17 protein-coding genes, 2 tRNA genes and 1 other RNA gene are annotated in these 19,424 nt (G+C 41.3%); 5 read left to right on the plus strand and 15 right to left on the minus strand.

From position 1 onward, the window contains the following. Positions 1 to 53: 53 nt before the first annotated feature. The 6 genes from odhB to sdhC form a co-directional block, all read right to left on the minus strand. On the minus strand, positions 54 to 1,271 hold the full coding sequence (odhB, locus tag HLH16_RS11720; RefSeq protein WP_171529454.1) for a 2-oxoglutarate dehydrogenase complex dihydrolipoyllysine-residue succinyltransferase: 1,218 nt from the start codon (positions 1,269 to 1,271) through the stop codon (positions 54 to 56). Then, positions 1,271 to 4,111 carry a 2-oxoglutarate dehydrogenase E1 component gene (locus tag HLH16_RS11725; protein WP_214646695.1) on the minus strand — a complete coding sequence of 947 codons (2,841 nt, stop codon included), beginning with the start codon at positions 4,109 to 4,111 and terminating at the stop codon, positions 1,271 to 1,273. The genes odhB and HLH16_RS11725 overlap by 1 nt, the downstream gene beginning before the upstream one ends. Positions 4,112 to 4,941: 830 nt before the next feature. After that, the gene (locus HLH16_RS11730) at positions 4,942 to 5,652 is read right to left on the minus strand and encodes a succinate dehydrogenase iron-sulfur subunit (protein WP_131288792.1); all 711 of its coding nucleotides are present in this window, start codon (positions 5,650 to 5,652) and stop codon (positions 4,942 to 4,944) included. A gap of 14 nt (positions 5,653 to 5,666) precedes the next feature. Next, a complete protein-coding gene (locus HLH16_RS11735) occupies positions 5,667 to 7,565 on the minus strand; it encodes an FAD-binding protein (protein WP_131288794.1) in 1,899 nt (632 codons plus the stop codon). A 12-nt stretch (positions 7,566 to 7,577) separates the two neighbouring features. Beyond that, the gene (gene sdhD / locus HLH16_RS11740; RefSeq protein WP_131288887.1) at positions 7,578 to 7,943 is read right to left on the minus strand and encodes a succinate dehydrogenase, hydrophobic membrane anchor protein; all 366 of its coding nucleotides are present in this window, start codon (positions 7,941 to 7,943) and stop codon (positions 7,578 to 7,580) included. Beyond that, positions 7,943 to 8,341: a succinate dehydrogenase, cytochrome b556 subunit gene (sdhC, locus tag HLH16_RS11745; RefSeq protein ID WP_165541302.1), complete on the minus strand. Its 399-nt coding sequence runs from the start codon at positions 8,339 to 8,341 to the stop codon at positions 7,943 to 7,945. The genes sdhD and sdhC overlap by 1 nt, the downstream gene beginning before the upstream one ends. A gap of 1,019 nt (positions 8,342 to 9,360) precedes the next feature. Between sdhC and gltA the strand changes: the two genes are divergently transcribed. Then, on the plus strand, positions 9,361 to 10,638 hold the full coding sequence (gltA, locus tag HLH16_RS11750) for a citrate synthase (protein WP_171529456.1): 1,278 nt from the start codon (positions 9,361 to 9,363) through the stop codon (positions 10,636 to 10,638). 121 nt (positions 10,639 to 10,759) lie between these two features. On the opposite strand, the gene HLH16_RS11755 is transcribed toward gltA, so the two are convergent. Further along, positions 10,760 to 11,245 carry a type IV secretion protein Rhs gene (locus HLH16_RS11755; RefSeq protein ID WP_171529457.1) on the minus strand — a complete coding sequence of 162 codons (486 nt, stop codon included), beginning with the start codon at positions 11,243 to 11,245 and terminating at the stop codon, positions 10,760 to 10,762. Between the two features lie 247 nt (positions 11,246 to 11,492). Here HLH16_RS11755 and HLH16_RS11760 point away from each other — a divergent pair, with 247 nt between their 5' ends. After that, the gene (locus HLH16_RS11760) at positions 11,493 to 13,118 is read left to right on the plus strand and encodes an NAD+ synthase (protein ID WP_171529458.1); all 1,626 of its coding nucleotides are present in this window, start codon (positions 11,493 to 11,495) and stop codon (positions 13,116 to 13,118) included. Further along, the gene (locus HLH16_RS11765; RefSeq protein ID WP_350643980.1) at positions 13,111 to 14,136 is read left to right on the plus strand and encodes a hypothetical protein; all 1,026 of its coding nucleotides are present in this window, start codon (positions 13,111 to 13,113) and stop codon (positions 14,134 to 14,136) included. The genes HLH16_RS11760 and HLH16_RS11765 overlap by 8 nt, the downstream gene beginning before the upstream one ends. A 90-nt stretch (positions 14,137 to 14,226) precedes the next feature. Here the strand turns inward: HLH16_RS11765 and HLH16_RS11770 are convergent. Beyond that, positions 14,227 to 14,303: transfer RNA gene (locus tag HLH16_RS11770), tRNA-Met, on the minus strand. 177 nt (positions 14,304 to 14,480) lie between these two features. On the opposite strand from HLH16_RS11770, the gene HLH16_RS11775 reads away from it, so the two are divergent. Continuing rightward, positions 14,481 to 14,888, plus strand: coding sequence for a hypothetical protein (locus HLH16_RS11775; RefSeq protein WP_171529460.1), 408 nt, complete (start codon positions 14,481 to 14,483; stop codon positions 14,886 to 14,888). A gap of 66 nt (positions 14,889 to 14,954) precedes the next feature. Here HLH16_RS11775 and HLH16_RS11780 read toward each other — a convergent pair. The 4 genes from HLH16_RS11780 to coaD all read right to left on the minus strand — a co-directional run bounded on the left by HLH16_RS11780 (position 14,955) and on the right by coaD (position 16,269). Beyond that, positions 14,955 to 15,031: transfer RNA gene (locus tag HLH16_RS11780), tRNA-Met, on the minus strand. A 72-nt stretch (positions 15,032 to 15,103) separates the two neighbouring features. Continuing rightward, positions 15,104 to 15,486, minus strand: an RNA gene (gene rnpB, locus HLH16_RS11785) — RNase P RNA component class A. A gap of 26 nt (positions 15,487 to 15,512) precedes the next feature. After that, positions 15,513 to 15,776, minus strand: coding sequence for a YfhL family 4Fe-4S dicluster ferredoxin (locus HLH16_RS11790; protein WP_171529461.1), 264 nt, complete (start codon positions 15,774 to 15,776; stop codon positions 15,513 to 15,515). Between the two features lies 1 nt (position 15,777). Continuing rightward, on the minus strand, positions 15,778 to 16,269 hold the full coding sequence (gene coaD / locus HLH16_RS11795) for a pantetheine-phosphate adenylyltransferase (RefSeq protein ID WP_171529462.1): 492 nt from the start codon (positions 16,267 to 16,269) through the stop codon (positions 15,778 to 15,780). A 140-nt stretch (positions 16,270 to 16,409) separates the two neighbouring features. Here coaD and smpB point away from each other — a divergent pair, with 140 nt between their 5' ends. Further along, positions 16,410 to 16,889, plus strand: a complete 480-nt coding sequence (smpB, locus tag HLH16_RS11800; RefSeq protein WP_131288808.1) for an SsrA-binding protein SmpB — start codon at positions 16,410 to 16,412, stop codon at positions 16,887 to 16,889. Positions 16,890 to 16,953: 64 nt separating this feature from the next. Here smpB and HLH16_RS11805 read toward each other — a convergent pair whose 3' ends face one another. Genes HLH16_RS11805 through rluD form a run of 3 tightly spaced genes read right to left on the minus strand, consistent with a single transcriptional unit; the run spans position 16,954 to position 19,377 of the window. Continuing rightward, positions 16,954 to 17,505, minus strand: coding sequence for a flavodoxin family protein (locus HLH16_RS11805; protein WP_171529463.1), 552 nt, complete (start codon positions 17,503 to 17,505; stop codon positions 16,954 to 16,956). Positions 17,506 to 17,544: 39 nt separating this feature from the next. Continuing rightward, complete coding sequence (gene pgeF, locus HLH16_RS11810; protein ID WP_171529464.1) at positions 17,545 to 18,285, minus strand: peptidoglycan editing factor PgeF; 741 nt, start codon at positions 18,283 to 18,285, stop codon at positions 17,545 to 17,547. Positions 18,286 to 18,324: 39 nt separating this feature from the next. Then, the gene (gene rluD / locus HLH16_RS11815) at positions 18,325 to 19,377 is read right to left on the minus strand and encodes a 23S rRNA pseudouridine(1911/1915/1917) synthase RluD (protein ID WP_171529465.1); all 1,053 of its coding nucleotides are present in this window, start codon (positions 19,375 to 19,377) and stop codon (positions 18,325 to 18,327) included. Positions 19,378 to 19,424 lie beyond the last annotated feature (47 nt).

Consider the following 19,424-nt stretch of genomic DNA (forward strand, 5'->3'; position numbering starts at 1 on the left):
TCCAAAAATGGGCTTAGAGGATCGCCCTAAGCCCATGGATTTATTCTTTAGAATTAAAGATCAAGGATAAGACGAGCTGGCTCTTCTAACAATTCTTTAATTGCCACAAGGAAACCTACAGCTTCTTTACCATCGATTAAACGGTGGTCATAAGAAAGTGCCAAGTACATCATTGGTAAAATTTCAACTTGACCATTGACAGCCATTGGACGTTCCTGGATTTTGTGCATACCCAAGATTGCAGTTTGTGGCGTGTTCAAGATAGGAGTAGATAACAATGAACCGAAAGTACCACCATTAGTAATAGTGAACGTACCGCCAGTCATGTCTTCAATACCCAATTTACCGTCACGTGCTTTTGCAGCAAAACCACGGATGCCGTTTTCAACTTCAGCATAGTTCATGCGGTCTGTATCACGAAGTACAGGAACCACTAAACCACGTTCAGAAGATACAGCAACACCGATGTCATAGTAACCGTGATACACGATATCATCGCCATCAATTGAAGCATTTACCGCTGGGTAGCGTTTAAGTGCTTCAGTTGCCGCTTTAACGAAAAATGACATGAAGCCAAGACGTGCACCATGACGTTTCTCGAATGCATCTTTGTATTGAGCACGCATTTCCATGATTGGTTTCATGTTCACTTCGTTAAACGTCGTCAACATTGCAGTGCTTTGTGTAGCAGCAAGAAGACGTTCAGCAACACGTTTACGTAAACGAGTCATTGGAACACGTTTTTCGATACGCTCGCCAACAGCAACGCTTAATGGCGCAGCAGCAGGAACTGCTGGTTTAGCTTGATGGCTTGCAACATCTTCTTTAGTGATACGACCACCGCGACCAGTACCGGTAACATCACCAGCAGCAATACCAGTTTCAGTTAATGCTTTACGTACCGCAGGTGCTTGATCAGCAACAGGTTGAGCACGTTCAACAACAGGTGCAGCACCTGCTTCAGTTTGAGACGCAGCTTGTTCAACTTGTCCTTCAGACTGAACTGCTTGAGTTTGAGCAGCGCCAGAAACCGCACCTTCTTCAAACTGAGCAATCACTTCACTAGAAAGAACAGTTTCGCCTTCACCTTTAATGATGGTTGCGATTGTACCGTCAGCAGGAGCAACAACTTCTAAAACAACTTTATCAGTTTCAATATCGCAGATCACTTCATCACGTGATACAGCTTCACCTGGTTGTTTATGCCAAGTTGCGATCGTACCGTCTGCAACTGACTCTGGGAATACCGGTGCTTTAATTTCGGTTGCCATTATTTAGAATCTCCTGATTGTTCAGCTACGATCGCCAATGCGTCATTTACTAGCTGAGCTTGTTGTTTTGCATGCAAATAAGGTGAACCACAAGCTGGCGCAGCAGATGCTGGACGGCCTGCGTAACTGATACGAACTTGTTTAGCAGATTTCATCACATCGTCATATAGACGCGGTGCGATGAATAACCAAGCACCTTGGTTTTTCGGCTCTTCTTGAGTCCAAACCACTTCTTTTAGGTTTGGATAAGAAGCAAGTACTTCAGCAATACGTTGTTCTGGGTATGGATACAATTGTTCGATACGAACGATTGCAGTGTTGTTTAAATTTTCTGCACGACGTTTTTCAAGCAAGTCGTAGTAAACCTTACCGCCACAAAGGACTAAACGAGTCACGTCAGCGTGGTTGATTTGATCTACTTCATCAATCACAGTTTGGAATGTACCCGTTGCAAGCTCTTCTAAAGTAGAAGTTGCAAGTTTGTGACGAAGCAATGACTTCGGTGAAGTCACGATCAATGGCTTACGGATTGGACGAACCGCTTGACGACGTAAAGCATGGAAAATCTGTGCAGGTGTAGTCGGTGTAATCACTTGCATGTTGTCTTCAGCACATAACTGCAAGAAACGCTCTAAACGTGCAGATGAGTGCTCTGGACCCTGACCTTCATAACCGTGTGGAAGCAACATGGTTAAACCACATACACGTTCCCATTTGGTTTCGCCTGAAGCGATAAATTGGTCAATCACAACCTGTGCACAGTTCGCGAAGTCACCAAATTGTGCTTCCCAGATAATTAAACCGTGTGGAATTGTGGTTGCATAACCATATTCAAATGCAAGTACGGCCATTTCAGACAAAAGCGAGTCATAAATTGCAGTACGTGGCTGGTTCTCTTTGATATGACAAAGCGGAATATAGGTTGAACCGTCCACCTGGTTATGTAGCTTCGCATGACGATGAGAGAAAGTACCACGACCTACGTCTTCCCCTGTAATACGAACCATGTAGCTTTCATCAAGCAAGGTTGCATAGGCTAAAGTTTCAGCAGCACCCCAGTTCAATGGCATTTCACCAGTCTGCATTTTTAAGCGTTCATCAATCACTTTCGCGACTTGACGTTGCATCACGAAGCCTTCAGGAAGCTCGCGCATTTTCGCGCCAAGTTCTTTCAAGCGTTCGATTGGGAAAGTGGTATCCCAAACATCTGTGTATTCGTGACCTAAATAAGGGGTCCAATCCACAAACATTTTTGTATTTGGTTCTAATACCAGTGCGTTGGCAACGTGCTTGCCTGCTTCAAGATCTGCGCGGTAATTTTCAACCATTTGATCAGCAGCTGCACGGTCAAGAACACCTTCTTTAACCAGTTGATCTGCATAAAGTGTACGTGTAGTCACTTTTTTGTTGATCACTTGGTACATCATTGGCTGTGTTGCTGCTGGCTCGTCCGCTTCGTTATGACCACGACGACGGTAGCAGAACATGTCAATTACAACGTCTTTACGGAAAGTATGACGGAAATCATGTGCCAATTGAGTCACGAAAATCACAGCTTCTGGATCATCGCCATTCACATGGAATACCGGTGCCTGAATCATTTTCGCGATATCGGTACAGTATTCTGTAGAACGTGCATCACGTGGATCAGATGTTGTAAAGCCCACCTGGTTATTTACCACGATGTGAACGGTACCACCCACTGTATAACCACGAGTTTGTGACATCTGGAAGGTTTCTTGGTTTACACCTTGACCTGCAAATGCTGCATCACCATGTACGATGATTGGCAATACATCATCGCCACCAATGTCTTTACGACGCACTTGACGAGCACGTACAGAACCTTCAACTACAGGTCCAACGATTTCCAAGTGTGATGGGTTAAACGCCAATGCCAAGTGAACTTCGCCACCCGGAGTCATTACGTTAGATGAGAAGCCTTGGTGGTATTTAACGTCACCAGAACCTTTTTTATGAATTGATTTACCTTCAAATTCACCAAAAAGATCTGCCGGGTTTTTACCCATGATGTTAACAAGAAGGTTAAGGCGACCACGGTGTGGCATACCAATCACAACTTCTTTACAACCTACAGCACCTGCACGTTGAATAATTTCATTTACCATCGGGATAAATGATTCACCGCCTTCAACACCGAAGCGTTTAGCACCAACGTATTTGTTACCCAGGAATTTTTCCAGACCTTCAGCTGCAGTTAAACGTTCAAGGACGTGTTTTTTCTGTTCTGCAGTAAAGTTAAATTGACCTTTCGCACCTTCAAGACGTTGTTGAATCCAACGTTTCTCTTTAGTGTCAACGATGTGCATGTATTCAGTACCAATAGAACCGCAATAAACGGCTTCCATTGATTCAACCATTTCACCAAGCGTCGCTTCTGCTTTACCTAGTGCAAGGTTACCTGTGTTAAATACTGTATCGAGATCGGATTTGGTTAAACCGTGCGTAGCAAGATCAAGGTCAGGCACGTCTTCACGTTTTGCCAAACCTAGTGGATCCAGTTTTGCTTTTTGATGACCACGATTACGATAAGCAGCAATAAGTTGTAAAACGCCAATTTGACGACGTTCATGCTCAGAACTTACAGAACTTTGAACAACAGGTTGTACGCGGCTTGAATTGCGACCTAATAAAAGGAATTGCTCACGTACATTGCTATGTGGTTGATCACCTTTAGGGAATTTATCGAAATATTCACGCCAGTCAGCTCCAACCGAGTCTGGTGACGTCAAATAATGTTCATAAAGTTCTTCAATATACGCTGCACTGTCAGCGCTTAGTTCAGTGTCAAGACGCAAAGCGTCAGCAACTTCTTGCATTTGTGGACCCATTTCCTATTGCAAAAACATTTTCAGGATGCTTTTTAAGCGAACCCATGATTAATAATGTCAAATTGGTAACATGACACTAGTCCCCATAAGGCATAAGCCATGAGGCGTTATCACTACATCAGGAATAACCCAATGTGAATAATGAATCATAACGCCCTCATTGGCATCATCACTCATTTAAATACTCGACCGAAACCGAGCAATTTTTTGCAAATCGACTTAGAAAAAATAACTACGCGACCTATTTTTTCTAAAACGGTTAATCTCTATTTATAAACCTTATATACACTCTAAAATGTTGAAAAAATGTACATAAATAAGGCGCTTTTTTTAAATATAGCGATGTGTCAAATCGTAACATGTTATCTCGTTACAATTAATTTTTTTGACACATACCTTCCATAAATTAGCGAAATACATACTTAGATTTTTCAACTAACCTATGGTGCTTTATTTAATAATTGGATTCAATGTAGACCATAGTCCTAAGCCAGCAAACCCAATACAATAAAAGAGAGCACAATATTTAAACTGGCCCTCTTTATTTACGTTATATCTTAACATTTTAATCTCAACTTTGTAGATTCAAACTTGAGATTGACGCTTTAATTATCAATTCGAACAACTTAACTACAATTTAATTAAGCTTTCATGTCATTTCGATTTATTTTTAAACAATACTAGTCATTTGATTCGATGCACATGCTAATCACCCCTACCCATTGCATACATTTTTTGCATAAACCCATAAATCATTACGATATTTAAAACATAAAAAAAGCACACCATACGGTGTGCTTTTTTTTGACTGCGACAGATTAGCCTGCTTGGTCTAACAACATGTTGCGAATGTGACCAATCGCTTTAGTTGGGTTAAGACCTTTAGGACAAACTGATACACAGTTCATGATGCCTTTACAACGGAACAAGCTGAATGGGTCGTCAAGACGAGCCAAACGATCTTGAGTTGCTGTATCACGCGAGTCAATAATGAAACGGTATGCATTCAACAATGCTGAAGGACCCAAGAATTTATCCGGGTTCCACCAGAATGATGGACATGCAGTTGAACAACATGCACAAAGAATACATTCATAAAGACCATTTAAATGCTCACGCTCTTCAGGAGACTGTAAACGCTCCTTCGCTGGCGCAGGCTGATTATTGATCAAGAATGGATGGATTTTGTTGTACTGGTCGTAGAACTGATTCATATCAACAACCAAGTCTTTTACTACAGGTAGACCCGGTAAAGGACGAATGGTAATCACTTCCGGTAAATCATTTAGGTTCCAAAGACACGCCAAACCATTTTTACCGTTGATGTTTACACCATCAGAACCACAAATACCTTCACGGCATGAACGACGGAACGTTAAAGATTCGTCTTGTACTTTCAACGCAAGAAGAGCATCAAGCAACATACGGTGCTTGTCAGTCAACTCAAGTTTAAAAGTTTGCATGTACGGTGCTTTATCCTTGTCAGGATCGTAGCGGTAGATATTAAATGTACGAGTACCTCTACTCATCTTACTTCTCCTGATTAGAATGTACGTGGTGCTGGTGGAATCGCATCAACCGATACTGGCTTGTAACGGACTGGTTTGTACTCAAGACGATTGTCTGAAGAGAACCATAAAGTATGCTTCATCCATTCATCATCACGGCGACCGTAAGAGTAAGTTGGGTGATCTGCTGGTAATTCATAATCAACAACAGTATGTGCACCACGACATTCTTTACGAGCAGCAGCCGAAATCAAGGTTGCTTTAGCCACTTCATACAAGTTTTCAACTTCTAGAGCTTCAACACGTGCAGTGTTAAATACTTTAGATTTGTCTTTTAAATGAATGTTGCGAACACGCGGTTCAAGCGCAAGAATTTGCTTCACACCTTCATCAAGCAATGCTTGAGTACGGAATACGCCTGCATGGTCTTGAACGATGTCACGAATTGCATCAGCAACTTCTTGAGCATTTTCACCCGAAGTTGACTCATCCAAATGACGAATACGCTTTCTTGTATTTTCAAACACAGTCGTCGGAAGCGGTTGATACTCATCACCGTGATGTTTAGTCACGTAATCGATGATGTGTTCACCGGCAGCCTTACCAAATACAACCAAGTCAAGCAGTGAGTTCGTACCTAAACGGTTTGCACCATGTACAGACACGCAAGAACATTCACCAATTGCATAGAAGCCTTTAACAGGTTTTGTATAGTTACGCTCACCGCCATTGCTTGAGTAAACGTCACCACTCTTGTCATAGCCTGCTGCAAAGTTAGTATCCGAAACACCTTCAGGAACAACAACCTGTCCATGAATATTCGTTGGAATACCACCCATTTGATAATGGATTGTCGGTACTACAGGAATTGGCTCTTTGGTGATGTCTACGTTTGCAAACTTCTTACCAATCTCAAATACAGATGGAAGACGTTTCATGATGGTATCAGCACCTAAATGCGTCATATCAAGCAAGATATAATCACCTTTAGGACCACAACCACGACCTTCTTTAATTTCCTGGTCCATAGAACGTGATACGAAGTCACGTGGTGCCAAGTCTTTCAAAGTTGGAGCATAACGTTCCATGAACGGTTCGCCGTCTTTATTACGAAGGATTGCACCTTCACCACGACAACCTTCAGTCAACAATACGCCTGCGCCCGCAACACCCGTTGGGTGGAACTGCCAGAATTCCATATCTTGCAATGGAATACCTGAACGCGCCGCCATACCAAGACCGTCACCAGTATTGATATACGCATTGGTAGATGCACGGTAAACACGACCCGCACCACCCGTTGCAAACAATGTCGCTTTTGCTTGGAATACCGCAATATTACCAGTTTCCTGGTCAATTGCAGTTACACCCAGCACATCGCCTTCTTCGTTACGGATCAGATCAAGCGCGATCCATTCTACGAAAAATTGCGTACCCATTTTCACGTTGCTTTGATAAAGCGTATGAAGAAGCGCATGACCTGTACGGTCAGCTGCAGCACATGCACGTGGAACTGGTTTTTCACCGTAGTTCGCAGAGTGACCGCCGAATGGACGTTGGTAAATCGTACCGTCCGCATTACGGTCAAATGGCATACCCATGTGTTCAAGTTCATAAACAACTTTAGGCGCTTCACGACACATAAATTCGATCGCGTCTTGGTCACCTAACCAGTCCGAACCTTTTACCGTGTCATAGAAGTGGTAGTGCCAGTTATCTTCTTGCATATTACCAAGAGATGCACCAATACCACCTTGCGCCGCAACAGTGTGCGAACGTGTTGGGAATACTTTAGTCAGTACTGCAACATTCAAACCCGCTTGAGCAAGTTGATATGAAGCACGCATACCTGAACCACCACCACCAACAATGACTGCATCAAAAGTGAGGTGTTGAATGTTTGTATAATCTTCTTTAGGGGTTATCGCGCCCATGATATTTTCCTATCAATTCGCCCAAAAAATCTGGATCGCCCAGATTGCATATGCAAATACAGCAATAATTACTGCTGATGTCAGCACTAGGCGTAAACCTGAAGCTGAAGGACCCATTTGACGAGTAGTCACATAGTCAGTGAATACCTGCCACATGCCGATCCAAGCGTGTGCGACAAGAGATAAGACTGCCAACAAAGATAAAATCTTCATTGGTAATGTCATCATAAAGCCAAACCATTGTTCGTAGTTAAATCCGCCATTAAGAAGGATCCAACCAAATACCACAACAGTATAAACAGCTAATACAACAGCACTGACACGTTGGATAAACCAATCGCGAGAACCTGAACCCGTAAAACCTGTAGCACTTTTCATTAGAGAACAATCCATACAAATGCTGCAACAATACCAATTGCAGACAAGATCAATGAAATAGTAGCTGCTATACGACCACTTTGCAGTTCTTCGGCAACGCCGATATCTGCAAGTAAATGCTTAACACCCGCAATAAAGTGGAATATTAAACCGGCTACAAATACCCATACGATGAAACGCACAATGAAGCTACCGAAGATTGCTTGAACTTGAGCAAAACCTTCAGCCGAAGACAATGATTTGTCTAAAAGCCACAAAAGTACCGGTACGAGTAAAAATACGATGACACCAGAAAGACGGTGTAGAATTGATGCAATAGCCACAGGGGATTTTAAGTTTACTTCTAAAACTTGACCCATGGACAAATTGACAGGTCTGTTGCTTTTCACAGCGGGCATCCTGTAAGTAAAAACTCCATCCGGAGTTTGTTGGAATTAATTCGAAGGAAAGCTAGCATTGTTAGGTATTTGCAGTATCCAGCAATACCTAAACTTAAAACGACAGGGAATTATAAAACGTGAACTATTAAAATACAAACAATCACATTTACCTTTTCTACAAAAAACCACTAAATAAGAATCATTAACATGAATTACCCTGTTAAAGTAGACAAAATACATCTAACAAAACATAGCTATATGCTTGGTTTTTATTAATTAAAATACTATTTGATTGATCGTTTTTTGCTTTTATAATTAAATCAATATATTTAGACTAAAGATGAATAAATCACCCTAATGGCTTGTTATCCTTTTATATAATGATAAATGAGGAAGATTGCCTATATATTTTTTAAATAAATATAGGGTATTTATGCAAAAGCACATATGAGCAACATCATGAAACGAAATAACCACTTAGTCTGTGCATAACTCCATATTTCATTCTTATTGTGTTTAACTTTTAAACAAAAAAGTGACTTATTCTTACACAATTGATGAATTAATAGGCATTTACACCCCATTAAACAAGTTATTTTTTATACAAACGCACGCTTTTTTTCGAATGATTAATCGCTTTTTATTATGAATAAGAAAGCAACACTTCCCTTAAAGCAATATCGGTAAGTTATGGTAATTAGAATAGTTTAGTTATATAAGAAATCTTAAAAACCCAAAACACCTAGAGTTTTTAACAATTAAAAATTGCTTACAATTCCAACAGCATGCATATTTTTTTCTGCAACTTATCTTTATATGACTTATTATACTGCGTCGATACTGATATTTTCCGTGTGCTTACCGGATTGTTTTTTGACCACCCCCTGTGGGAGCGTCTCTTTTTATCCATAAGTATAATTGACAAAATTTCAGTACTCACTAATCTTATAGCAAATTTTTGATCCATCTGATTCGCGCATTAAAAGATTAGTACTACGAGTCAGATAAAACATTCACCAGGACAGGAGATCTATTGAATGTCTGAAGCAACTGGCAAAAAAGCCGTTTTACAGCTTGATGGCAAAGAAATTGAATTACCAATTTACAGCGGCACATTGGGCCCAGATGTAATCGACGTTAAAGATGTGTTGGCCGCAGGTCACTTCACTTTTGATCCTGGTTTTATGGCTACTGCTGCATGCGAGTCTAAAATCACTTTCATCGATGGTGGTAAAGGTGTTCTTTTACACCGTGGTTACCCGATCGACCAGTTAGCAACTAAAGCAGACTACCTAGAAACTTGCTACTTATTGTTAAACGGCGAACTCCCAACAGCTGAACAAAAAGTAGAATTTGACGCTAAAGTTCGTAACCACACTATGGTTCACGATCAAGTTAGCCGTTTCTTCAATGGTTTCCGTCGTGATGCGCATCCTATGGCGATCATGGTTGGTGTAGTGGGTGCGCTTTCTGCGTTCTATCACAACAACCTAGACATCGAAAATGTTGACCACCGTGAAATTACAGCAATCCGCTTGATTGCTAAAGTTCCTACTTTGGCAGCTTGGAGCTACAAGTACACCATCGGTCAACCGTTCGTTTACCCACGTAACGACTTGAACTACGCTGAAAACTTCCTTCACATGATGTTCGCGACTCCTGCAGATCGTGATTACAAAGTTGACCCAATTCTTGCTAAAGCAATGGATCGTATCTTTACGCTTCATGCTGACCATGAACAAAATGCGTCTACATCTACAGTACGTTTAGCTGGTTCTACTGGTGCTAACCCTTACGCATGTATCGCTGCGGGTATTTCTGCACTTTGGGGTCCTGCTCACGGTGGCGCGAACGAAGCTGTTCTTAAGATGCTTGATGAAATCGGCTCTGTAGAAAACGTTGCTGGCTTCATGGAAAAAGTGAAAACTAAAGAAGTTAAACTTATGGGCTTCGGTCACCGAGTTTATAAAAACTTCGATCCACGTGCGAAAGTAATGAAAGAAACTTGTGATGAAGTTCTTGCTGCTCTTGGCATCAACGATCCACAACTTGCGCTTGCTATGGAACTTGAACGTATTGCGTTGTCTGACGAATACTTTATCAAACGTAACTTATACCCTAACGTAGACTTCTACTCAGGTATCATCCTTAAAGCGATTGGTATCCCGACTGAAATGTTTACTGTAATCTTCGCTCTTGCACGTACAGTTGGCTGGATCAGCCACTGGTTAGAAATGCACAGCGGTGCTTACAAAATTGGTCGTCCACGTCAACTTTACACTGGTGAAGTTCAACGTGACATCCAAGGTCGTTAATTCGAAAGAATTCTACGATTTAAAAAAACCGCCCTTCCGGGCGGTTTTTTTATGACGCAAAAATGCTTTAATTTTTCTTAATACCCAATAAACCACTTTGTTATTTTAAGCTCATCCAAGCTCACGCTTTTTGAGACAAAAACGGAATACAGTCCTCATAGGCCTGACACTCTTGCCCGCGTGATTTTTTAATAAAATAATCCTGCACCATCTGCGCCTGCTGTTCAATGCCATACTGCAAAAACAACTTACCCTGCTCCAAGACATAACGATATTTACGGTCAAATATTGCCTTACGTACCACAGCCAAACCTTGCTGAATTTGCCAAACATGAGTCAGTTCATGAATTAACCATGACTGTTTAGCTAAGGACAGTTTCGAGAAGTCTTCGCACCAGTTTTTCGGATTGAAATAAATATATCCATTTGGACTAATCGCATAATTCTTCAAAACAGCCCGATGCGCCACAATTCTAATTGCATCCAGCTGCAAATGCGTACCAAAAACAGACTGTGCAAGCTGCCTTTCACCGGGGGTTAATTTACGATTTTTAACTTCAAACAACTGATTCAAAGTATGCAATATAGGTTTCATAAATAATGTCATCTGATCGGGCAATAATCATGCATTTTAGCGTTCTTATTCTCCCATTAACCGCTGTAGTTTTTTTGTCTAAATTCGGATTTTTTTTTGTTTTTTTCTCAACAAATGCCGCAATTCGTATATAGTATCGAATTGCTAATTATTGATTAAACATCTATTTGTTTATCGTCGCGTACACAGCGTTGAACCAATAGCCATAATAAATCACAAGTCTGTGTATATATCCCTATAGGTATAGGATTAAGTTGGAATGAAAAGTTTTAAAATTGCCCTTGCACAATTCTCTCCGCATATTGGCAATATCGAAGCAAATGCTCAAAAAATGCTTGAACAGGTAAATGAAGCCAAAAAACAAAAAGCTGATTTAATTATCTTCCCAGAGCTTTCAACCCTTGGCTATCCTGCGGAAGATTTATTACTCCGCCCTAGCCTTGCTAAACGTACTCAAAAAGCATTTGAGCAACTTAGCCAAGTGAAAGACATAGTCATGGTCTTTGGTTTTGTCAATCAAACAGAAGATGGTCACCGCTATAATGCGGCAGCTGTCATGAAAGATGGTCAAGTACTGGGTATTTATAACAAGCAGAACTTGCCAAACTATAGTGTATTTGATGAAAAACGCTATTTCAGCGAAGGACATCAACACCTTGTTTTTGAATACTTAGGTCATAAATTTGGCGTTTTGATTTGTGAAGATATCTGGTCGCTGAGTACCGTACATCAATTATCACAACTGAATGTTGAAACCGCTTTAGTCTTAAATGCTTCACCTTATGAAGTGGGTAAACCGCAACATCGTCTTACCACCATGAGCGAGCTTGCTAAACAATTGAACATTAATTTGGTTTATACCAACCAAGTCGGTGGTCAAGACGACCTTATTTTTGATGGCACCAGTTTTGTGATCAATAAAGATGGCGGCATTGCTTTACAGGCACCAAGCTTTAAAGAAGATCTTTATTACGCTGAATATGCAGCTGAACAACAAGCTTATAAAGTTGGAGCCGTAACTCCTGTTTTAGATACCATGGCTGAAATTTATCAAGGTCTGGTTTTAGCGACTCGTGATTACATTCAACGCTCTGGCTTCCCAGGTGTGATTCTCGGTTTATCTGGCGGGATCGACTCTGCATTAACACTTGCAATTGCAGTTGATGCGATTGGTGCAGATAAAGTCCAAGCCGTGATGATGCCGTATACTTACACCGCTCAAATCAGTGTTGAAGATGCTGCCGCACAAGCAAAGAATATGGGTGTGACTTTCGGTATTGCCGAAATCAATCCTATTGTTCACAGCTTTATGCAAACCCTGTATCCATTCTTCGGCAACAGCCCTGCGGATGCGACTGAAGAGAACTTACAGGCACGTTCACGTGGTACACTGTTGATGGCATTATCGAATAAATTCGGCAATCTAGTATTGGCTACCGGTAACAAATCAGAACTTTCTGTAGGCTACTGCACACTGTATGGCGATATGGCAGGCGGTTATGCCGTTCTCAAAGACGTTTATAAAACGATTGTGTTTGAACTAGCTAAATATCGTAACAGCATTTCAGAAACCCCAGTAATCCCTGAACGTGTGATTACTCGTCCACCTTCTGCCGAACTTCGCCCTGACCAAAAAGACCAAGATTCTTTACCTGCCTATGACGTACTTGATGCGATTCTTTATGCCTATATTGAAGAAGATATGAGCCAAGATGACATCATTGCTAAAGGCTTTAAAAAAGAAGTGGTTGAAAAAGTCATTCGACTGGTCGACCGTAACGAATACAAACGTCGTCAAGCTGCGATTGGCCCGCGTATTAGCTCACGCTCATTTAGCCGTGAACGTCGTTATCCAATCATGAATGGATGGGCACCGGGTGCTTAAGCAGGACTTTGCTCAACAGTTTGCTCAAGCGCTTATGCTTGAGCAAACTCGCTTTATTAAAAAACAATTATTCGCAGAACAAAATAACTTATATATAGAAAAATTTATTCATCACATTTATACCCATTCAGATCAAATACTCTTAAAACAATGTATTAAACTTGAAGCCTTACAAGATGTGGTTCAAAAATATGCTTTTGAATTGAATTTAGGCGCAGAAATTTTAGAGTTTATCGGCCTTATCGCACAAAGAATTCATCATCTTGCCATTAATAGCCACACTCAAATCAATGAGCTATTTTCTGATGAGTCTTTTGAATTATGGCTGTACAAGCTCCTTGAATTAGACCAGTTGCGTCATTACATCCAAGCCAACCTGCAGCACAATCCACAAGTAAACCACGTGAGTTTGCAGCTAGCCAATCAAATCCTTGAAAGCAACACCCCTTGGCTCGATCATTTACGCAAACTCAATACGCACAAATATGGCCTAGGTTCCAAAATACTGAGTTTTATTCAAGACCAGCAACAAAATATTGAACTCAAACTTGAACAGCAACTTGCTCAAACCTTAGTAAAACAGCTAGGCAACATCATTTTATTGCCGAATGAAGAACTTGCCGATATCAGCCTGCATTTATGGGATGATATTAAACAAAGAACTTTAAAAGAAACTTTCTCTCAATTCCAGGCCATCGACTTTGAAGAGTTTTTCATACTGGTCTATGAAACATGGCGACAGTTGAGACAAGGTGAATACTTACAACAGGTTATTCTGGATGTTGTGGCGGTTTTTTATGATTATTTTGCCGATTACAACATGCAGGAATTATTGCAGTCTGTTGGCTTAAATGAAGCTGATTTGCATCAGGAAGCATTACGCTTCTTGCCGCATACCATTCAGGCTCTAGAACAACAAGGACTATTAGACGGGATTCTGCAGCAACTAATCTCGCCTTTTTATTTAAGCGAGACCACACATCAATTTATTGAGCAATATATCCAAGATAAATTGTAATTCTTTTCTCGTCTTTTTTATTTTTATATAAGCCAATACTTTTTTGACCCACAAAAAAAGAGACCACGCTGAGAGCGTGGTCTATAAAAATGGTGGCTATGACGGGACTTGAACCTGTGACCCCCGCATTATGAGTGCGGTGCTCTAACCAACTGAGCTACATAGCCATAAACTGTGTGCGCATTATCTAAATTTCAGCGAGTAGCGTCAAGCCCTTTATTTTACAAGTGTTCAGACTTTAAGCAATTTAAAATTTTTCAGTTAATATTTAAACAAAACGGCTATTTATTCATGCTATTTTCAATTTAACCGCAAAATTAAAACACTGAAAGATTGAGATAAAGATGAACCCATGCAAATTAATCGCTATCGGTTTAATGACCTTCATCACTACCTCCTGCCAAGTGATTTCCCCAATATTCGTAGATTATAATGGGGTACGTATGGATGTGGCACGCTGGATCAACAATCAACAACTGCTAAGCATGCAACAAAAGCGTAGCTTGGTACAGCTCAGTAAAGCACAACAAAAATTGTATCGAATTGAACAAATTCCAGAAGATCAAAAATTAGCGATTGCCACGCAAAACCAGATTGCATTCCATTGTGCATATCAGCATTTAACAGAACATAAAATTAGTCAATTACAATTGATGGTGTTCGGTCCAGAGAAGAAAGACGCTATTCTAGAAAAATACCATCAGGAATTTCCAAAAATTAAATTAGCAGCAAGCACCATCCAGTGTGAATAAATTATTTTAAATATAAATTTTAGGCATAAAAAAAAGTCACGCTTATAGAAGCGTGACCTATGAAAATGGTGGCTATGACGGGACTTGAACCTGTGACCCCCGCATTATGAGTGCGGTGCTCTAACCAACTGAGCTACATAGCCAAAACTGTGCGCGTATTATCTATTTCAACATACTGTATGTCAAGAAATATCACACAATAATTGTAAAAAAATTGGTGAAGTGAGCCGATAAGCCGGGTTCTGTCGTGAACGATCATTCCTCTAGGCGCACAATCACTCGTACGCTCAAGCGACCTACCCGAATCCAGCACGGGCCGTGCCTCAGGATTCCTATTTGGTCTTGCTTCTGGTGGGGTTTACCTTGCCGTGAACTGTTACCAGACACGCGGTGCGCTCTTACCGCACCCTTTCACCCTTACCATCTCTCTTGGTCTCCCCGAAGGGAAATTGCAAAGATGGCGGTCTACTCTCTGCTGCACTTGCCGTCGGCTTTCACCGCCCAGGCGTTACCTGGCACCCTGCCCTATGAAGCCCGGACTTTCCTCCCCTGTTTCAATCACGAAGATCTACACAGCAGCGATCGTCTAGCTCACTTCGGGGCGCATCTTATCAAACTTCAGCACTAATTGCTTGTGCTTTTTTGAGCAATCAGTTTTTTATATTTATCCATCAATTGATCTTGCGACTCCACATGCTCTGGGTCATTTGGAATACAATCGACTGGACAGAATAATTGACACTGTGGTTCATCAAAATGCCCGACACATTCGGTACATAAATCGGGGTGAATTTCATAAATGATTTCACCCATGAAAATGGCCTCATTCGGGCACACCGGCTCACACACATCACAATTGATGCATTCATCGGTAATATATAAAGACACGCTACCAACCTTGTTGCTGTTTCCGTTTAAAGGCGTCAACCACAGCTTGCGGTACAAACTGGGTCACATCACCATTTAAACGGGCAATTTCACGTACCAACGTAGATGAAATAAAAGAATATTGCTCTGAAGGGGTTAAAAACACCGCTTCAAAATTTGAATCAAGCCGACGATTCATATTGGCCAATTGAAATTCATATTCAAAGTCCGATACTGCACGTAAACCACGAAGCACTGCAGTGGCTTTTTGTTCCCGGAAAAAATTTACCAACAAACCATCAAAGCCGACAAATTCTACATTGGGCAAGTGACTTAACGATTTCTGCGCTAAATCCACTCGCTCTTCTAAACTAAAGACTGGATTCTTATGATGACCAATGGCAATTGCAACCACAACTTCATCAAACATTTTCGCTGCACGTGACACTAAATCGATATGACCATTGGTAATTGGATCGAATGTGCCCGGATAAATAACGCGAGTTTTAGACATCCATTTGTACTCTAGTTTATTGTATAGATGCTTATTTTAACAAAAACTTGTTTTTTTAGTGAATAATCCTCATAAATTTAAAAAACTTCATCTTGGTTCGAGTTGCGGTACAATAGCAGTAAGATTGGAAGTATCAGATTATGGCGAAAGCAAGTATTGTAGTTAAAAAAAATAACGGCGGAACTATTGCACTCAACAAACGTGCCCGCCACGATTATTTTATTGAAGAGAAGTTTGAAGCTGGTCTTTCATTGCAAGGCTGGGAAGTCAAATCAATGCGTGCAGGTCGTATGACCATCGTAGAAAGCTATATTACCTTTAAAAATGGTGAAGCTTTCTTGTTTGGTGCACAGGTTCAGCCTTTACTGAGCGCATCGACACATGTAGTCCCTGAAGCTACGCGTACACGTAAACTTTTGTTGAACCGACGTGAAATTGAAAAGCTGATGGGTGCGATTAACCAAAAAGGTTATTCATGCGTTCCACTGGCCTGTTACTGGAAAGGGCCAAATGCCAAGCTTGAAATTGCTTTAGTAAAAGGTAAACAACTTCACGATAAACGTGCCACTGAAAAAGACCGTGACTGGCAACGCGATAAGGCTCGAATTTTCCATAAATAATTTTTTATCTATAAAACAAAAAACCTCCATCTGGAGGTTTTTTAATATTTAAATCAATCTGGGTTTATTTTAGTTTATTCATCAATAAGCCAATATATTCACCAAACCAGATTGCCGTATCTAAATCACCTTGTGGCGGGGTTATTTCTACAGGGGCATTATCAGACTGGGTCATTAAGCCTAAAAAGCTCGACATCCGGTTCAAATCCTGCGCACTCCGCCCGGTGGGCATCATCGGCAAGCCTGTCCACAACATGCCATGTTGCATGGCAAACAAATTAATCTGTTGTAATACTGCTAACTTGTCACCGCTCAATCCACCACCATTGGTGAAACCTGCTGCAATTTTGCCTTGCCATGTGCGTGCCAACCAGCGTTTGGAAGACTGCTCCATAAATAACTTCAAAGCAGCAGTTAGACTTCCCATATAAGTTGGGCAACCGAAAACAATCGCATCAGCTTGATCTAGTACATCCCAATCGACATGTTCGATGTTCATGCAATGTACATGAATGCCTGTTTGCTCTGCACCTTGCGCAATAAAAGAGGCAACTTTTGCAGTATGTCCATAGGGACTGTGATAAACGATGGCAAGAGATTTCGAAGATAAAGACATATCAATAAAAGCAGTAAATTTTAAGCAAGTTTAACAGTTTCAAGCCATAAACACGAATGTGGCCATGCGTCCAGTATTTGCTTCACGGCGATAAGAAAAGTATTCTTCCGTTTGCTGGTAGCTACACTGGTCACCACCAAGTACAACTTCAACACCGTGTTGCTGCAGAATAAATCGTGCGATAGCATACAAGTCAGCATAAAACTTGGCGGGTTTTTCACTGCCTTTAAAAGCACGCTCCAGTTCAGGATATTTTGAACAAAAAGCGAATTTGACTTCTTCACCAATTTCAAAACATGGCTGACTGATCGCAGCACCTAACCATGCCCACGTCGGCTGACTTTGCATGGTCGCAATAGTATTTTCAACAATACCATTGGCCAGACCTCGCCAACCGGCATGCAGATTCGCGATTTCCGTGCCATCCGCATTGCCAAGCACGACAGGCAAACAATCCGCAGTCATCATCATTAAAGCATGCGCTTTACGCTGGGTGACCAGACCATCACCTTCAAGTGCCTGAAAAGGAATTTCTTCATTGATGGTATGACAAATGGTACTGTGCGTTTGCGTCATCCAGGTGACTTTATCGACTCCGAATTCAGCAAACTCCTGTAGTAACGCTATACGATGCTGTTGTACACGCTTTGCATCATCATGGACATGCAATGCCAGGTTAAATCCTGCAAGTTCAGGTTGAGCAGAGGGTTGAGTTTTTTGATGATGCACTCGTGTCTGCCCAACAAATACGCATTGTGGAAGCCCTTGAACAAATTGCATGTCTCTTTCCTTATGATTCATAGCAGGCGATAAAATAGCTTAGTAGGCTTTGTTTTCGCTACGTAACACTTCAACCAACTGAGCAAAGTCATCTGCCCAAGGTGCTTCAAACATCATCTCTTCACCTGAACGTGGATGAACCAAGCCAAGTTTTGATGCATGTAAGGCCTGACGTTTAAAGCCACGTAAAGTATCACCCAGCAAGTCAGAAGCACCTGCAGGAACACGTACACGACTCATATACACCGGATCACCGACAAGGCCATATCCAAGATAACTAAAATGCACACGGATTTGATGGGTACGACCCGTTTCCAAACGTGCTTCAACACGAGTGAAATGCTGGAAGCGCTCTTTCACATTGTAATGGGTTACCGCATCCTTACCGCCCGGCAAGATGGCCATTTTAATCCGATCAACCGGATGACGTTTAATTGGCTCATCAATGGTGCCACCGGCAATAATTTTGCCGTAAACCACCAGATCATAAATACGGTAGACGGTTTTCTTCGCCAACTGCTTACTCAATGAAAATTGAGATTCCAGGTTTTTCGCAACCACCAGCAAACCGCTGGTGTCTTTATCAATACGGTGCACGAGGCCCGCACGTGTCAACTCAGCCGATTTAGGATAATGATGCAACAAGGCATTGACCAAGGTACCCGAGCTGTTGCCCGCGCCTGGATGAACCACCATGCCGACCGGTTTATTAATGACAATAATGTCGTCATCTTCATAAACAATATTCAATGGAATATCTTCAGGCAAGCTTTTGGTTTGAACTTCCAACTCAACATTGAGTGTTAAAAGCTCATCGCCTTCACATTTATACTTGGGCTTGACAGTGTTACCATTTACCAACAAATGGCCATCTTTCAGCCACTGCTTCAATTTTTCACGGGAAAAATCGTTCCAAACCAGAGCTGCAACCTGGTCGATACGTTGCCCTAAATAGCTTTCATCCAATTGAAATTGCAACGATAAACGTGTTGCAGTTGAGTCTGAAGTATGGTTATCTGCATCCTCAGAATCTTCAAGTAAATTGAAATCAGTTTCAGGGAAATTAGAATTAGAAGATTGTGCTTGACTCATTTGCTCATTCAGACAAAAGTGGTTTAATAGTGCAATTGTAGCTCATT

The organism is Acinetobacter sp. ANC 5378 (assembly GCF_013004315.1).
Taxonomy (GTDB): Bacteria; Pseudomonadota; Gammaproteobacteria; order Pseudomonadales; family Moraxellaceae; genus Acinetobacter.

What these genes read in the sequence shown, in the direction of transcription:
- odhB (WP_171529454.1), bottom strand. Translation starts at nt 1,271, where the DNA reads ATGGCAACCGAAATTAAAGCACCGGTATTCCCAGAGTCAGTTGCAGAC.
- HLH16_RS11725 (WP_214646695.1), bottom strand. Translation starts at nt 4,111, where the DNA reads ATGCAAGAAGTTGCTGACGCTTTGCGTCTTGACACTGAACTAAGCGCT.
- HLH16_RS11730 (WP_131288792.1), bottom strand. Translation starts at nt 5,652, where the DNA reads ATGAGTAGAGGTACTCGTACATTTAATATCTACCGCTACGATCCTGAC.
- HLH16_RS11735 (WP_131288794.1), bottom strand. Translation starts at nt 7,565, where the DNA reads ATGGGCGCGATAACCCCTAAAGAAGATTATACAAACATTCAACACCTC.
- sdhD (WP_131288887.1), bottom strand. Translation starts at nt 7,943, where the DNA reads ATGAAAAGTGCTACAGGTTTTACGGGTTCAGGTTCTCGCGATTGGTTT.
- sdhC (WP_165541302.1), bottom strand. Translation starts at nt 8,341, where the DNA reads ATGCCCGCTGTGAAAAGCAACAGACCTGTCAATTTGTCCATGGGTCAA.
- gltA (WP_171529456.1), top strand. Translation starts at nt 9,361, where the DNA reads ATGTCTGAAGCAACTGGCAAAAAAGCCGTTTTACAGCTTGATGGCAAA.
- HLH16_RS11755 (WP_171529457.1), bottom strand. Translation starts at nt 11,245, where the DNA reads ATGACATTATTTATGAAACCTATATTGCATACTTTGAATCAGTTGTTT.
- HLH16_RS11760 (WP_171529458.1), top strand. Translation starts at nt 11,493, where the DNA reads ATGAAAAGTTTTAAAATTGCCCTTGCACAATTCTCTCCGCATATTGGC.
- HLH16_RS11775 (WP_171529460.1), top strand. Translation starts at nt 14,481, where the DNA reads ATGAACCCATGCAAATTAATCGCTATCGGTTTAATGACCTTCATCACT.
- coaD (WP_171529462.1), bottom strand. Translation starts at nt 16,269, where the DNA reads ATGTCTAAAACTCGCGTTATTTATCCGGGCACATTCGATCCAATTACC.
- smpB (WP_131288808.1), top strand. Translation starts at nt 16,410, where the DNA reads ATGGCGAAAGCAAGTATTGTAGTTAAAAAAAATAACGGCGGAACTATT.
- HLH16_RS11805 (WP_171529463.1), bottom strand. Translation starts at nt 17,505, where the DNA reads ATGTCTTTATCTTCGAAATCTCTTGCCATCGTTTATCACAGTCCCTAT.
- pgeF (WP_171529464.1), bottom strand. Translation starts at nt 18,285, where the DNA reads ATGCAATTTGTTCAAGGGCTTCCACAATGCGTATTTGTTGGGCAGACA.
- rluD (WP_171529465.1), bottom strand. Translation starts at nt 19,377, where the DNA reads ATGAGTCAAGCACAATCTTCTAATTCTAATTTCCCTGAAACTGATTTC.